The organism is Paenibacillus elgii NBRC 100335, from assembly GCF_004000865.1.
In the GTDB taxonomy this organism is placed as follows: domain Bacteria; phylum Bacillota; class Bacilli; order Paenibacillales; family NBRC-103111; genus Paenibacillus_G; species Paenibacillus_G elgii.
In genome coordinates this window covers 125,420-139,690 of the sequence record NZ_BIMB01000015.1, presented here as the reverse complement: position 1 = coordinate 139,690, position 14,271 = coordinate 125,420, and the positions used below count along the sequence as shown (strand labels likewise).

The window sequence follows — 14,271 nt, the reverse complement described above, 5'->3', positions numbered from 1 at the left end:
CTGGCGATGCGCCGGAGCCTTGTGCCGCCGCCGCGTTCGGCTCGGTGGCCGGCGGGGCCGGGCTTTGCGGCGCAGCAGCTTGTTCGGGCGCCGCTGCCTTAATGTAGGCGGCTTGATTTTTGCTGTTCAGTATGATTTCCAGTGAATCGCCCGGCTTCAAATCCGTGATCACCGCTTTTTGCAAATTGCGGTATACCCATACGTCCGCAGTCAGCGGGTAAGTTTTTTCCGTTCCGTCGTAAGACACTTTGATTTGTTTATTGCCGTCCGTCAAGCCGACGAACCGCCCTTTGGCTTCTGTCGATATTTCAGCCGATACGGGCGCATCGCCCGCCCAAGTGATGCCATAAATCAATCCGCCCAATAGCGCGGCAGCAATCACCCACACGACCGTTTTTTTTAGTTTCCCCATCGTTTCTCTCCCCCTGTGACAGGCATCGAAAGCTTCCGCCCGTGGTTTCCGAACAGAGTCCGCTATAGGGTTCGGGCTTTTATGCCATTTTCAGGGGATGCGGACCGAACTAGGCCTTCAGACCGAGTCCCAACGGTGGGCATAGGCTTGCAGCCGGGGATGTGTGACCGGACCTCCCTCCCCGCTCACGAACCAGCGGATCTTTTTGATCCACGTCTCGAACGATTCGTAGCCTGCGAGCAGCTCGGCTGTCGTCTTGGTCACCCAAACGAAATGGGGAGCGGCATATTTTTCTTCCAAAAATCGGAAGGCAGTGTCCGCCGGAGTATACTTTTTGCGCTTGCCCTCGAACGATTCGACGACATAATCGACCTTCGTATCCGAAGCGGCAAGCAGCGTCTCCAGCGCCTCAACCCTCCGGTGATAGGGAGCTACGGAACGACGTTTCTCCATGCGCCGGACCGTCTCCTCGTGCAGCGGGTAAAATACCGCCTTGGCGATGCTGCGCTCGCTTGCCAGCGCAAGGATACGTACAAGCTCCTGCTCCGTATAATCCTCGAACGCATCATAAATCCACAAGCTTCCGCGTTTCGTATCACGCCCATTCGGCAGCTCGTACCCGAACGGAACTTGGCTCGTCTGTCTTGCCATCCGGCATCCTCCTCTCGTCGTTTGCACAAATGATATTTCGTCTAGTATGCCTTTTGGAAAAAGAGAATATTTTCCGGGCAGGCTGCGCACGTTAAGCAGGAACTGACAATATTTAAGCTTATCCTGAAAGGAGGAAACAGCATGTCGGAAAATAAAAAGCACGATGGCAATTACGAAAGCACGGCTTCGATGGAAGCTGAAAATCAAGATATGGAATTCGTGAACGATACGCTCAATCAAGTGAAAACGACGGTCAATCAGATCGGAGCCGACCAGAAGGAGAAGGAGTAATCCGTCACCCCCGGGCCACTAGCCGCGTACGGCAAGCCAAGCCTTCCGCACAGGCTGCCAAGCTTCCAGCTTGGCCGCTTGCGACATCGCCCGCGCCGGACTCGACGACGGCAGCAGCGTATAGCTCTTGCCGTCGTCCGCGGCCTCCTTCATGACCTGTCTGCGGTACAGATCCGCCGCCGTGCTGCCGTTGAAGAAGACATGACGGATGCCCGGATACGCCGCGTAGAACCGCGCGAAGCCGTTGGCCTCCGGACGGCGGATCGCCGTGTCGAGACTGCCTTCGCGCTCGCACGCCGCGAGCACGTCCCACAGCGCTACGCCGCGGGATAGCGCAAAGCGGAGCCGCTCCTCGTATGCCGCAGCCGGCTCCCCGCCGTCCAGCAGCGCGTAGAGAAGCGGCCAAAAGCCGTTGCGCGGATGGCCGTAATACTGCTGCGCCCGCAAGGACGCCTCCCCCGGCATCGATCCGAGAATCAACAGCCGGCAGCGCTCATCCGCGACCGGCGCCAAGCCGGTCAAGCGGGGACGTTCCTTGTCTGCTGCCACGATGCATCGCCTCCCGTTGATTCGATTCACACCCAAGCAGCCTCATTGTAGCACAGCCGCGCCGTCCAGACACGCAGCGAAGCCAAAAGAAAAACCGCAGGACGCGGTTATACTTTGAACCGTCCTGCGGTTTGCTGAAGTTCGTCCGCCGCCTGACGAAGCTGTTCGGCTTCCCCCGACGCCTGGCCTGCAAGGTCGAGCTGACCGGCGGAGGAAGCGGCCGCCCGCAGCGTCTGCTCCGAAGCGCTGCCTGCGATACGGGCCATCTCCTCAATGCCGGCCGTCACCTCCTCGGTGCCTGCGGACAGCTGCTCGGAGGCGGCCGATATCTCCTGGATTTGCGCCGTGATGCCCTGCGCCATCGCCAAGATCCGCTCGAATGCCGCGCCGGCCTGCCCGACTTCCCCGACGCCTTTCTCTACCTCTTGGCCGCCCTTTGCCATCGCCGCTACCGCCGAAGCCATCGAAGCCTGTATGTCTTCGATCTGCTCTTGAATGCGCTGCGCCGACGCCTCGGACTGCTCGGCCAATTTGCGTACCTCGCCAGCGACGACCGCAAAGCCCCGGCCGTGCTCTCCGGCCCGGGCCGCTTCGATAGCCGCGTTCAACGCGAGCAGGCCTGTCTGGGATGCAATGCCGGATATGGCCCCGGCCATCTCCTGTATCGACTGCATGCGGCCTTCCAGCTCCCTGATCGCTTGGCCGACCTGCTGCGCCGACTGGCCCACCGTCCCCATCTGCTCTATGGCTCCAACCGAAGTGCGGTTGCCCGCTTCAGCCTCCTGCACCATCGCGAGCGACGCCTCCGTAACGTGGGCCGATGCCTCGGCGATGCGCTGAATGCCGGCTGCCATCTCCTCCATCGCCTTGGCGCTTTCCTCGGCGCTGACGGCTTGGCTTTCGGCGCCCGACGCCAGTTCGTCCAGCGTATGCGCAATTACCTCCGAGGCTTCACGGGACTGCGCGGCATGCGCCGCGAGCTGGTGCGAGCCGTCCGTTACCCGAAGGGAAAGGGCATGCATCCCCTTCATCATTTGCTGCAAGTGGGCGATAAACCGGTTGATCTCCCCGGAAAGCCTCCCCATCTCGTCCTTGCCTTTTACGGCAAGGCGGTAGGTCAAATCCGCTTCCTGCGAGTTTAGATTGGCCGTCGCATCCAGCACCGCCTGAAGCTTGCGGGCGACGGAAAACTTCGACAGCACGAACAGCAGGCCAAGCACAACAAGCAGCACGATCAGAAGCTCTGCGGCGACCGTGAGCTGCTGCTGCGCGATCAGCGCGTCCGATTTTTCTTTATTGAGCGCAACGCGAACCGCCCCCCAATGCTTACCCTCGAAATATAGAGGGTAAGACATGTCCCACGTCTCGACGACCCGTCCTTCCACGCTTCGCGGGTATTTTTGCAGCAGCACGTCGGAAGTGTCCTTGTACGTCGCAGCCGCATAGCCCGTCGGGTCGTTGAAAACGCGATTGGCCCGGTATTTCTGGCTCAGCTGCCCTTCCGCTCCCCAGCGGTCCTTCGAAGAGTCGCCTTGCGGGCTGTAGCCGCTGTTGTGTGTCGCGATGAAGCCGACCGCTTCCGGATTCGCCGAGTAGGCGATCGGAATGGCGAACACGATCTGCGGATCGGTCAAAAATCCGTCGACCATCGACTGCCACCGCTCGTCCGTATAAGCGCCGTAAGCGCTGGTGTATTTCAGCTCGTATTGCGCGAGCGGAATGTCTTGACCGTCGAATCGTTTCTGCTTTGCCGAAGCGTATTCCTTATCCTTCGACCGCTTCTCCGCTTCCTCGCGGCTCGCGGCGATCGGCTCCAGCCGGTCGTCGAACAACCGGGTCCGCAGCTCCGCTCCGGATAGCTTCGTGCCGTCTTGCAGCGTCACTCCGGTACGCAGATCCGACTCGGTCAGGCTCTGCAAGCTTTTGGATAACGATATGGCCATCGTCCGTCCTTTGTCGAACAACGAAGCTTCCGCGTGACTGCGAATGATGCTGCTTTGATAAGCGAACACCACACCCATTAAGAGCAGGAGCACCAGGCTGCTGTACACCATAAATCGGCCCGTTAACGAATGAAGTGGATTTCTCATGTTACTTGCACCTCGGGTTCTTCATATTTCCAATTCGTGGATGGATTAGTGTTCCAAATGAACATTAACATCCATTGTACTACGGAAGCTAGGTGAAAAGTTTCACAAAAACCGAAGAAGTTTTGTCGAAATTTAGGACAAATGCACGGAAATGGACAAAAAAAGAGAGCAAGTCCCGTCTTATGTCATGGGACTTCCTCTCTTGTTGAAATTTACGATGTCGACCACGGGTCCAGCTTGTCCTGCAGCGCCCGTTCCAAATAAGGCTCCGCCTGCAGGAAATTCCGGAATTCTTGGTACTCTTCCGCCAGCTTGGCCCGTTCGGCGGGTTTCGGCGGCTGAATGCTGCGAACCGCCCGGATTAAAATATTTTTCGGCGTATGCTCCAGATCGATGAATTCAAGCAGTTGCGTCTTGTAGCCGACCAGTTCGAGCAGCTTCGCCCGGATCGCATCCGTGGCCAGCGCGGAAAACCGCTCCTTCAAAATACCGTGCTGCAGCAGCGGGCCGAGCACGTCGCTGCGTACCTGCCGGAACAGCTCATGCTGGCAGCAAGGCACGGACAAGATGACCGAAGCGTCCCAGCGAACCGCCTTCTCCAGTGCCGCATCGGTCGCCGTATCGCAAGCATGCAGCGTCACGACCATGTCGACCTGCCGCAGCTCGTCATACTTGGCGATGTCGCCGACAAGGAACCGCAGCCCGTCATAGCCGAGCTTCTCCGCAAGCGCGCTGCAGTGCCGGATCACGTCCTCCTTGAGATCGAGGCCGACGACGCGCAGGTCGAAGCCCTGCATCTCCTTTAGAAAATGATACATCGCAAACGTCAAATACGATTTGCCGCAGCCGAAATCGACGATGGTGAGCGTCCGGTCCTTCGGCAAATGCGGCAAAATATCGGCGATCATTTCGACAAACCGGTTGATTTGGCGGAACTTGTCGTATTTGGGGGCCAGCACCTTCCCCTGGGCGTTCATAATTCCGAGCTCGATCAGAAAAGGAACGGGAACGCCTTCCTCCAGCATGTAGTTCTTTTTCCGGTTATGGGCAGGCGCTCCGCCTACCGCTTGCTTGGTCGCCGGCTTGCGGAGGATGCCGATCTTGCCTTTTTTGCTGATCAGCACCTGATAGTCCGCTTCGCCCGTCTGCAGCAGTCCCTGCCGGAACTGCTCGGCAAGCAGCATGTTCAACTTCGCCTCCGCCGCTTCCGGCGCCAAATTGTCATGCAGCACCTTCGGCCCGCAGAAGGAGCTGAATTGATAGTGCAAAGTCCCCTTGAGCTGCACGGGCTTCACCGTCACCTTCGTGCAGCCGTCCGGGTCGCTGCGCCGCACCTGGCTCAGCGTCGCTTGGATCAGCGTCCCTTCCTGAAACAATCGGCTCGTCAATTCCGTCAATTCCTGCTCTTGCATCCCGCTTCACGTTCTCCAATCCGTTAGTTCATGATTTAAAATTCCGGTATAAACCGGATGACCTTGTCGCCATCCTTCTGCCGTAAATATGATAGGCATCCATATAGCCGTTGCGTGCAAAATGCGGATCGAGCGCAAAGCCAAGCAGTCCCGCTTCCCCCCTGCTTGTACAAACTGCCGTTCCCTTGAAACACCGGCTCCTCAATCAGCTTTCCTTGTCGATGACGCACAGCGCACCACCGCGCTCGGTGAAGAAAATTCGGCCATCCGGCGCCAAATCGATTCCCGCGGCGCGGCCAATCCTGGTGCTGCGAGGGGCCGGAGCCTCCATCCCTTTTCATCCCATTATACCCAAACAGCGCAAGGAAAAGCGACCTGTCCGAGCCATTTTTTCATCCCTGCTGCTTATTTATTGTGGAACCACGCGACAAGCAATGCGGCAAAAGCAATGAGGATATTGATCCAGCCGGGGTAGAGCTGCTTGTTGGCCAACCGCTCTTGTTCGATTCGTTCGATGCGTTCGTCACGGGAACGAAGCAGCTCGTTCATTTCAACACGGGATATATAGTTCCCATGCCATTTGTCCAGCTTTTCTTCCATGCGCGTGACGGCGACTTCAATATTCTCGAGCCGGGTTTCAACCTTCGTTAACCGTTCCCCGTCTTTATACGGATTCGCGTTCATTGTTTTTGTCACTCCTTTGCTGGGCAGCGCCGCTAGCGGTCTGCCGATTGGGTTCCGCTCTACAGTATATGCGACAAGCCTCCCCGTCGAAGCGACGATTACACAACGGCAGTGTGCAATCAGACTAGTATTTACAAAAAAAGGCATGGCTTCCTGCGCCACCGCAAGTCGCCATGCCCCTGGTCCGGGACGCTATTTTCCCAAAAACGATTCCAGCATCCAAACGTGCTTCTCCAGCTCGCTGTGGATCGCGAGCAGCATGTCACCGGTCGTCTCGTCGTCCGCCGCTTCGGCAATCGCCATCCCTTCCTTCAGCTCCCCGATCAGCGTTCCGAAGTCGTTGGCGATGGAGCGGACCATCTGCTCGGCATTCTCGCTGCCGGAAGCTTCGTGCAGGGTCGTTTTCCCCAAAATTTCTTTCATGGTCGCGACCGGTTGTCCTTTGAGCGCCAGCAGCCGCTCGGCCAAATTGTCCACATGAAGGGCCGCCTCGTTATACAGCTCTTCGAATTTCGCATGCAGGGTAAAAAATTGCGGACCCTTCACATACCAATGGTAGTTATGGAGCTTGATGAACAGCAGGCTCCAGTTCGCAATCTGGGTGTTCAACACTTCCGTTAAGCTTTTGGACATGGGTCGTTCCTCCTTGGATCGTGTTCTTTTCCAGCTTATCCCTAATTAATATGAAAATCTGAAGCCGCTTTTATACATCGTGCCGATGGAATCGGCTAAGGGTCGTTCGCGGCGGCGGGCTCAGTCGGTATCGGAAACCGGACATAGAATGCCGTGCCCTCCGGTCCGGTCTGCCACGTCAGCTTGGCTCCGTGCCGGGCGGCGATACTGAAGCAGACTGCGAGACCGAGTCCCGTCCCCCGCTCCTTCGTCGTAAAGAACGGCGTCCCGACCTTGGCCAGCACGTCCTTGTCCATGCCGTGACCCTGGTCGCTGACCTCCAGCACGACCTCCGATTCTTCCGTGTAGGTGGCGATTTCGAGCCGACCTCCGGCGTCCATCGCTTCGAGCCCGTTCAGCGCGAGATTCAATACCATCTGCCGGATCTCCTTCTCGTCGAGCTCCAGCTCGGGACACGATTCGAGCCGCAGGTGAAGCTGCTTATCGGCCAGCGTCGCCTCCGCTTGAATGAGCGGACCGATGGCCTCGATCACCGCAGCCAGATTTTGCGGGCGGCGGTCGGTGGTCTTGTTTTTGGCCAGTGCCAAAAACTCGCTGATAATCCCGTTGGCCCGGTTCAGCTCCTCCACCATCACATCGATAATGTCCTTGGGCGGAAGGGTTTTCTTCGCACGCATCAGTTGGAGAAAGCCGCGGACGGTCGTCATCGGATTGCGGATTTCATGCGCGATGCCTGCCGCCATCTCCCCGATCATATGCAGCCGGTCCAGCCGCGCAATCTCCCTCTCCAGCGCCACCCGGTCCGTAATATCCGTAATGACCGCCAGCACGCAAGGCACATCCGGCGTCTCAATGATCTCCGTGGACAACAGCCCCGTCCGCCGCTCGCCCGCTTTGGTCACATACTGTACCTTCACATCCGTCACCGTATCGGCGAAATCTACGGGGGCCGTCTCAACCAGCCCTTCGTCCGAGACGAGCGTCATCTGCAGATCGGCGGCTCCCGACGTCATTTCTTCATACGTGTATCCCGTATGCTTCATCCAGCTCTCGTTGACGTCGAGATACGTCCGGTCGCTTAACGATTGAATCGCCATCAAACAAGGCGTCGCCTGAAAAATCGTATAAAACCGCTCCTGCGATTCCCGGGCATCCTGCTCCATGCGCCGCCGCTCGTTCGTGTCCTGAATATATAAGCTGATGCCGAGCGACGACGGGAAAGCACGCACCTCGACCCAGCTGTCTGTCAGATTCGAATAAAACTCCGCCCGCTGCGGCGCTTGCTCCAAGGCTGCGCGCAGAAACAGATCGTAGCACTTCGAGCGTTCCACCGGCGCATAATCCCAGAATGGCCGGCCCAGCGCCTGCTCCTTCACGATACGAAGACGCTGCTCGGCCGAGCGGTTCATGTAGACGATCGCCCCGTCGTGGTCAAGCGCATAAAACGCGTCCGTGATGCTCTCCAAAATATCGTTGATCCGGTCATACGACCGCAACAGCTGCTCGGTGACCTGATGCCGGCGCCGGATTTCCGCCTGAAGCCTTCCGTTGGCTTCGCGCAGCGCATACGTGCGCTGCTCTACGGCTTGCTCCATGCGGATATACTGCATTTTACGCTCGGTCACGTCGCGAACCGCGCAGACGTAAATCGGCCGGTCGCCGATACAGGCGCTTCCGATCTGCAGCTCGGCAGGGAACGTCCCGCCGCTGCGGCGCACGGCCGTAACGTCCGTCGCCTCCCTCGTGCCGCAATCCGGCAGCAGGGAGCCGCTTTCCCCCGAGACGAACAGCCGCTCGGTGTACGGCACGACCAGCCACACGGGCTTCCCGATCAGCTCCTCCGGGCCGTACCTGAACAGCGGCCGGACAGCAGGATTGGCCGACAAAATCGTTCCCTCCGCGTCGACGGTCAAGAAAGCATCGGTCGACGTCTCGCTGATGGCCCGAGCCATCGCTTCCATCCGTCGAAGCTTGTCCGTATTGTCCAGAAGCCGGGCATGCGCCTGCTCCAGGTCGATCGTGCGCCGGGTGATCAGCTCCTTTTGCGCCTTGAGCTGCTCCCGGTCCCGGTAGATGCCTGCGAACTGCTTGACCTTTACTTTTAAAATAACCGGCTGCACCGGCTTGAATATAAAATCGATCGCACCGATTTCATACCCCCGTACCATATGCTCCGTCGCTTGACTGAGCGCCGTAACGAAGATCACGGGAATCGACCTGTACCGCTCTTGCGATTTCAGCATGCGAACGGTTTCAAAGCCGTTCATTCCCGGCATTTCAATATCCATCAGAATCAAGGCGAAGGAATCCTGCATCACTTGCCGCAGCGCTTCCTCTCCGGAATTGGCGGTGGCGATGCGATAATCGGGAGATTGCAGTATGGAAGACATAGCGAGCAAATGTTCCGGCCGATCGTCGACAATCAGTATATTTACTTGCGGTTCAGCCATATGTATACTCTCCTAGGGTCCGGTTATTATCCTATATCCTTACATTTTTCGCTAGCCGTACATTCTTCTCCTGCTTGCCGCTATGAAAAAAAGAAGCCCGTTTCCCGAGGGAACGGACTTCCTGGTCAAGTATTCGCTTAAATATAACGTGAAATGAGGTCATGCAGCTGCCCTGCAACAATGGTCGAGCCCCGGCGCAGCTCGCTGCCCGGGATGGTCAAGCGGACGAGGCTTTCGTCCAGCCCTAGTTGTTCTTCGAGTTTTCCCTTAAAGCCCCGGGCGCGGCGGTCGATCTGCAGAAACAGCTCCAGATCGTCTCCTCTCGGGAAGTAGAGCACTTCCAACTCTTCAAGCGCGCCGTGGAAATTCGTCGTCGGGACGTACTCGAACTCCTGCACGAACGGCAGGTCCCCGCCCAAGTTTGGCGAGTAGTCGTTGGAAACTTCACGCAGACGGAAGCCGAGCTCACTCAGCGCCTCCATCACGGTAGCCACGTTCGGGCCGGCAACGATGTCGATCTGGTCCCGATCTCTGGGATCAATCGCCATGTCGATATCGAGTCCCGTTTCCAGCCAGACCGGCGTGCTTTGCAGCGACAGCGGAGCGTTCTCCGGGATCGCCAGCGTAAATGCGACCTCCCGGCCCTCGCCCTGCCGCAGCAGGAAGCCGTCGGTGATGTGGTACTTGGCGATCTCCGCGGTATGGGTCGTTTTCTTATCGTTTTCTTCCTTCAAGTACTCCGTCTTCAAATACATATAGATGCTTTCGATCTGCTGATCCAATTGACCGCCATGAATATGTATGACTCCGCTAATCGACTCTCCCGGTGAAACCCGCGGATGATCCAGCCTCGTATCCACCTTCGCCGAACCGATTCCTACACTTGCAAGCACTTTCTTAAACATGGACATCGCCTTTTGCCTCCTGCCTGTTGTACGCCACAGTTTGTCTGTAGCTCTGCGGTTTCAATACGCGGCGCAGTGCCGGGCGGTTTCGCCCGGAACGCCATGCCGGCGAAGCTTGATTAAATCTTTATCTTTTGAGCAAACGGTAGCCTTTCCGCACCGCATTCAGCACGAAGCCGGGAATCGGGACGCGCCGCAAAGGCGGAAGGTAAAACCGGTCGTACGCTTTCTTCAGATCGTCCCACATCCCGCACGGCTCCGGCTTCAAAAAATCCGACACGTCGACCACGACGCCCCGGCCGTCCCGCATCATGACGTTTTTGCCGTGAACGTCGTGCGGGCGAAGCCCTTTACTTACCGCATAGGCAAGCGCTTCGTCAATATCGTCGATCACCTGCCGGGGGATCGGGATGCCCTTCCGGATGCAATCGTACAGCGTGATGCCGTTCAACCGCCGGAGCACCAGGTAGCCGTCGCCATAGTACAGGCACTCCGAATAGGCCGGATGCCGCCCCAGACGGCGGTACACCTCGGCCTCCTCTTCCAGCCCCGGCCGGCCCGGCGCATACACCTTCACCACAACCTCCGGGAAATCCGGGTGCGCGACAACCGCCGCATAGTTGCCCGCACCCACCAACCGCCAAGGGACAGGTACGCGGTATACGGCGATCGGATCGTGCGGCTGCTCGCTCTTGATGCGCAGCTCCGGCAGCAGGCGGCGCTCGATCTGCGCAATGAACGGGTGACGCTCACCCCAAACGCCATCGTCTACCATAATCCGATGATTATCCGCCATAAAAGCAAGCCGGACTGCCCTTCACGCCCGGCTTGACGCGGAACAAGCCGCCGGCATGCGGCTGCTGCGCCAGCTGTTCCTCGCTTAGCCCGGTCCGGGCCGTTGTAATGTACAGCTCGTCCCAGTCCGGACCGCCGAACGCGCAGGAGGTCGTCTGCGCAGCCGGGACGCGGACGAAGCCGAGCCTTTCGCCGGTCTGCGGATTCCAACGGGATACCCGCCAGCCGCCCCACTGGGCAACCCACAGCATCCCGTCGCAATCGACGGTCATGCCGTCGGGAATGCCCTCACCTTCCGGAATCGTGACGACCGTGCGCCGATTCGAGATCGCTCCTGCTGCCGGGTCGTAGTCGAAGGCGACGACCTGCTTGGTAGGCGAGTCGATGTAATACATCGTGCGCCCGTCGGGGCTCCAGCCGAGTCCGTTGGAGCAGATCACGCCATCGATCGCCTTCCGCAGCGACCCGTTAGGCTCCAGACAATACAGCGCGCCCGTCGGGCCATTGCTCTTGCGGTTCATCGTTCCCGCCCAGAAACGTCCGGCTTCGTCGCACTTGCCGTCGTTGAACCGGTTTTCCGGCTGCCCCGCCTCCGGGTCGGTAAGCTTCGTCAGTTGTTCCGTCGCCAGATCGAGCAGATGAAAGCCATGCTCCAGCGCGAGTACCAAACCGTTGCCCTCCGCTCTCGGCACCGCAGCCCCGACCCGCTGGTCAAGCTGAATCGAACGGTCCGTTCCTTGCACCGGATCATAGTGATGAATCCGCATTCCCTCGATATCGACCCACAGCAGCCGGCCGCTGCGGTAATCCCATACCGGCCCTTCGCCCAGCACCGCTTTCCCGTCCAAAATTAATTCCGCCGTTAGCTGCCACGGTTCCATTTGCAGCCCTCCTCTTCCTCACGTGCACGGAAGCACGCACCATATGCTTCCATTGTAGCATAAAGGAAAAGCCAAAAGCGAAGGGGGCACCAGACAGGATTCACGCTGCATCGAGCCAAAAAAAGACCCGTCAACCCCATCTCCAAAAGCGGAGGGGTTAACGGGTCTTGACACTCGCTTTGAGCGTTATTCTTCTTCCATCGGCTGCAAGCTTTGCAGAGCTGATTGGTCTTCGGCAAGCTGCGCATCCGCTTGTTCTACGGCAGGCTTATTCTCGTCATGCCCGGCTTGGGCGATCGAGCGCTCGGCTTTTTCCACGGCCGTTTCGGCCTGCTCGATCATTTGGGCGGACGGGTGGCTCTGCGCTTGAGTTACGGCGTTATGCGCCTTTTCCACCGAATTTTGCGCTTGCGAGACCGGGTTTTGCGATTGCAGGCTGGTGTCGTATTCGTAACGGGTCATTTTTGGTCATCCTTTCCACATACAGGGTTGCTGTTAATGTGGGAAGAAACGGTTGTTTTTATTCGTTCCGGACGAGAGTCGCCGATATTTCCGGGACGGGCTAGCCGTGAACTCTCCCGGTCCGAATGGCGGCCGCATAATCGTCGCGGCCGTTCTGCCACGCAGCCGTAGCCGCCCGGTGCCAATCGTAAGCGACTTGCACGTGCTCCACGGCCCACGAACCGTTCGTGCGCCGGATGGCCGCATACCTCGCATGGGGAGAACCGGCTTCCATGACATGCGGATAAGGCGCCTCTTCCTCGTAAGCCGGAAGACCGACACTGCCCGGGTTCACGATCATTTTGCCGTCGGGCAGCCGGACCGTTCTGCTCACATGGGTATGTCCGCAATAGATCCATGAGGCAGCAACCGGTTGAAGCTCCCGGCTTAAACGTTCCGCGTCTTTGTCCTTGACCCCGTGCTCGGTAACCTCCTCGATCAAATAATGCTCGTCCGAAAACGGGGTGCCGTGGCAAAACAGCATGTCTTCCAACGTCCACGTGGCGGGGAACGTTCCGATCCACCGTTCGATGTCCTCCGTCAGCAGCGGCTTCACATGCCGAAACGTAAGCGAATCGGCCTCCGTCTCCAGCAAAATCCGATCGCAGTTGCCCATGATATGGACGGCATTCTCCAGATTCATAAGCCGCTGCGCCGTCTGCACCGGATCGATCGGCCCGAACAAGCTGTCGCCCAAATTAACAACCCGGTGAAGCTTCCGCGCCGCTATATCCTCCAATACGGCATCAAGAGCGTAAATATTGCTGTGAATATCCGAAATTACGGCAATCGAATCAGTCATCCTGGACCTCCCGTCTCAATAAACCAAGACCGCTTCGCCAAGACGGCGTTGCGGCCCATGTCCCGGATTATACCCGCAATTCCTCATGGCGTATAGCCGATTTCTCGACCTGGATCGTCGCATGATGGATATTAAACCGCTCCGCCATTACCCGGATCGCCTGCTGCAGCACCTCTTGGCTGTCCCGATCGTCCTTGATCTGGATGTGGCAGCTGAACGAATCGAGGCCCGACGTAATCGTCCAGATGTGAAGGTCGTGCACGTCTACCACGCCGTCGATGCTCTCCAGCGCCTGCTTCACTTCCTCCTGATTCACGCCGGCCGGCGTTCCTTCCATCAGCACGTGAACGGTATGGGAGATCACACCCCAAGCGCCCTTAAGAATCAGCAGCGCAACGAGTACGCTGATAATCGGATCGGCGATATACCAGCCGAAGGCCAGCATCACCAGCCCCGCGATAATGGCGCCGACGGAGCCGAGCGCGTCCCCAAGCACGTGGAGATAAGCGCTGCGCAGGTTGACGTTGTTCTTCACGTCGCCCTTCCGCATAAGCGCCCACGCGCTGATCAGGTTGGCAAGCAGTCCGACGGAGGCGATCAGCATCATCGAGCCGCTGGCGACTTCCGGCGGGTTGAAGAAGCGGCCGTACGCTTCCCAGATAATAAAGCCGGCGATGAGAAACAGCGAAATACCGTTAAACAGCGCCGCCAAAATCTCAAAGCGGTAAAAGCCGTACGTCTTGGCTGCGGAAGCCGGTCTTGCGGCGAAGCTGAGGGCAATCAAGCTGAGCGCGAGAGAGCTGGCATCGCTGAGCATATGCCCGGAATCCGAAAGCAGCGCCAGGCTGTTCGTGAAGAGCCCCCCGAAAAACTCCAGTATTAAAATGCCCGCTGTAATGGACAAAGCGATGATCAGGCCCTTTTTGTTCCCTTCCCGGGCGTGATCGTGGTGGTGATGCCCGTGGCCGTGGCCGTGATGACCGTGACCATGGCTGTGATCATGCTTATGAGCTGCTCCTCCGCTATGCGTATGCGCGCTATGGTTATGACTGTGCATAGGTCGTACCTCCCAAGATACGGACGATCCGCTGCGGCGTTCGACCGTATATTTAATATATGAATATGTGTTCATATATTATTATGCATCATTGCATATCCCCTGTCAATGCTATCCATGAAATTTTACCCGCCGCCTTGTTCCATGATGTCAGTATG

Annotated in this window: 15 protein-coding genes and 1 pseudogene; 1 reads left to right on the top strand and 15 read right to left on the bottom strand. The window is 58.1% G+C overall.

Annotated elements, in window-relative coordinates; all coding sequences use genetic code 11:
* Positions 1-412: pseudogene (locus tag PEL01S_RS14000) on the bottom strand (hypothetical protein); the annotation flags it as partial.
* Between the two features lie 117 nt (positions 413-529).
* Positions 530-1,063 (bottom strand): hypothetical protein, encoded by a 534-nt coding sequence (locus PEL01S_RS13995; protein WP_127460716.1) that lies wholly within the window; start codon positions 1,061-1,063, stop codon positions 530-532.
* 141 nt (positions 1,064-1,204) lie between these two features.
* Here PEL01S_RS13995 and PEL01S_RS34495 point away from each other — a divergent pair, with 141 nt between their 5' ends.
* On the top strand, positions 1,205-1,354 hold the full coding sequence (locus tag PEL01S_RS34495) for a hypothetical protein (protein WP_010500181.1): 150 nt from the start codon (positions 1,205-1,207) through the stop codon (positions 1,352-1,354).
* Between the two features lie 18 nt (positions 1,355-1,372).
* Here PEL01S_RS34495 and PEL01S_RS13990 read toward each other — a convergent pair whose 3' ends face one another.
* The 13 genes from PEL01S_RS13990 to PEL01S_RS13935 all read right to left on the bottom strand — a co-directional run bounded on the left by PEL01S_RS13990 (position 1,373) and on the right by PEL01S_RS13935 (position 14,113).
* Positions 1,373-1,903, bottom strand: coding sequence for a DNA-deoxyinosine glycosylase (locus tag PEL01S_RS13990; protein WP_127460715.1), 531 nt, complete (start codon positions 1,901-1,903; stop codon positions 1,373-1,375).
* A 107-nt stretch (positions 1,904-2,010) separates the two neighbouring features.
* The gene (locus tag PEL01S_RS13985; RefSeq protein ID WP_127460714.1) at positions 2,011-3,993 is read right to left on the bottom strand and encodes a methyl-accepting chemotaxis protein; all 1,983 of its coding nucleotides are present in this window, start codon (positions 3,991-3,993) and stop codon (positions 2,011-2,013) included.
* A gap of 212 nt (positions 3,994-4,205) precedes the next feature.
* Positions 4,206-5,405: a class I SAM-dependent methyltransferase gene (locus PEL01S_RS13980; protein WP_127460713.1), complete on the bottom strand. Its 1,200-nt coding sequence runs from the start codon at positions 5,403-5,405 to the stop codon at positions 4,206-4,208.
* 205 nt (positions 5,406-5,610) lie between these two features.
* The gene (locus PEL01S_RS34915) at positions 5,611-5,736 is read right to left on the bottom strand and encodes a PQQ-dependent sugar dehydrogenase (protein WP_163768720.1); all 126 of its coding nucleotides are present in this window, start codon (positions 5,734-5,736) and stop codon (positions 5,611-5,613) included.
* Between the two features lie 74 nt (positions 5,737-5,810).
* Complete coding sequence (locus PEL01S_RS13975) at positions 5,811-6,089, bottom strand: hypothetical protein (protein ID WP_063181112.1); 279 nt, start codon at positions 6,087-6,089, stop codon at positions 5,811-5,813.
* 192 nt (positions 6,090-6,281) lie between these two features.
* Entirely contained in the window at positions 6,282-6,722 is a 441-nt protein-coding gene (locus PEL01S_RS13970) for a Dps family protein (RefSeq protein ID WP_063181110.1), read from the bottom strand.
* 95 nt (positions 6,723-6,817) lie between these two features.
* Positions 6,818-9,172 carry a PAS domain S-box protein gene (locus PEL01S_RS13965; RefSeq protein WP_127460712.1) on the bottom strand — a complete coding sequence of 785 codons (2,355 nt, stop codon included), beginning with the start codon at positions 9,170-9,172 and terminating at the stop codon, positions 6,818-6,820.
* A gap of 137 nt (positions 9,173-9,309) precedes the next feature.
* A complete protein-coding gene (locus tag PEL01S_RS13960) occupies positions 9,310-10,083 on the bottom strand; it encodes a sporulation protein (RefSeq protein WP_127460711.1) in 774 nt (257 codons plus the stop codon).
* 121 nt (positions 10,084-10,204) lie between these two features.
* The gene (locus PEL01S_RS13955) at positions 10,205-10,873 is read right to left on the bottom strand and encodes a serine/threonine protein kinase (protein ID WP_371860702.1); all 669 of its coding nucleotides are present in this window, start codon (positions 10,871-10,873) and stop codon (positions 10,205-10,207) included.
* Complete coding sequence (locus tag PEL01S_RS13950; RefSeq protein WP_127460710.1) at positions 10,863-11,753, bottom strand: SMP-30/gluconolactonase/LRE family protein; 891 nt, start codon at positions 11,751-11,753, stop codon at positions 10,863-10,865. The genes PEL01S_RS13955 and PEL01S_RS13950 overlap by 11 nt, the downstream gene beginning before the upstream one ends.
* A gap of 186 nt (positions 11,754-11,939) precedes the next feature.
* Positions 11,940-12,215 (bottom strand): hypothetical protein, encoded by a 276-nt coding sequence (locus tag PEL01S_RS13945; RefSeq protein ID WP_010500168.1) that lies wholly within the window; start codon positions 12,213-12,215, stop codon positions 11,940-11,942.
* Between the two features lie 100 nt (positions 12,216-12,315).
* On the bottom strand, positions 12,316-13,056 hold the full coding sequence (locus PEL01S_RS13940; protein ID WP_127460709.1) for a metallophosphoesterase family protein: 741 nt from the start codon (positions 13,054-13,056) through the stop codon (positions 12,316-12,318).
* A gap of 67 nt (positions 13,057-13,123) precedes the next feature.
* Positions 13,124-14,113, bottom strand: a complete 990-nt coding sequence (locus PEL01S_RS13935) for a cation diffusion facilitator family transporter (protein WP_127460708.1) — start codon at positions 14,111-14,113, stop codon at positions 13,124-13,126.
* Between the last annotated feature and the right edge of the window lie 158 nt (positions 14,114-14,271).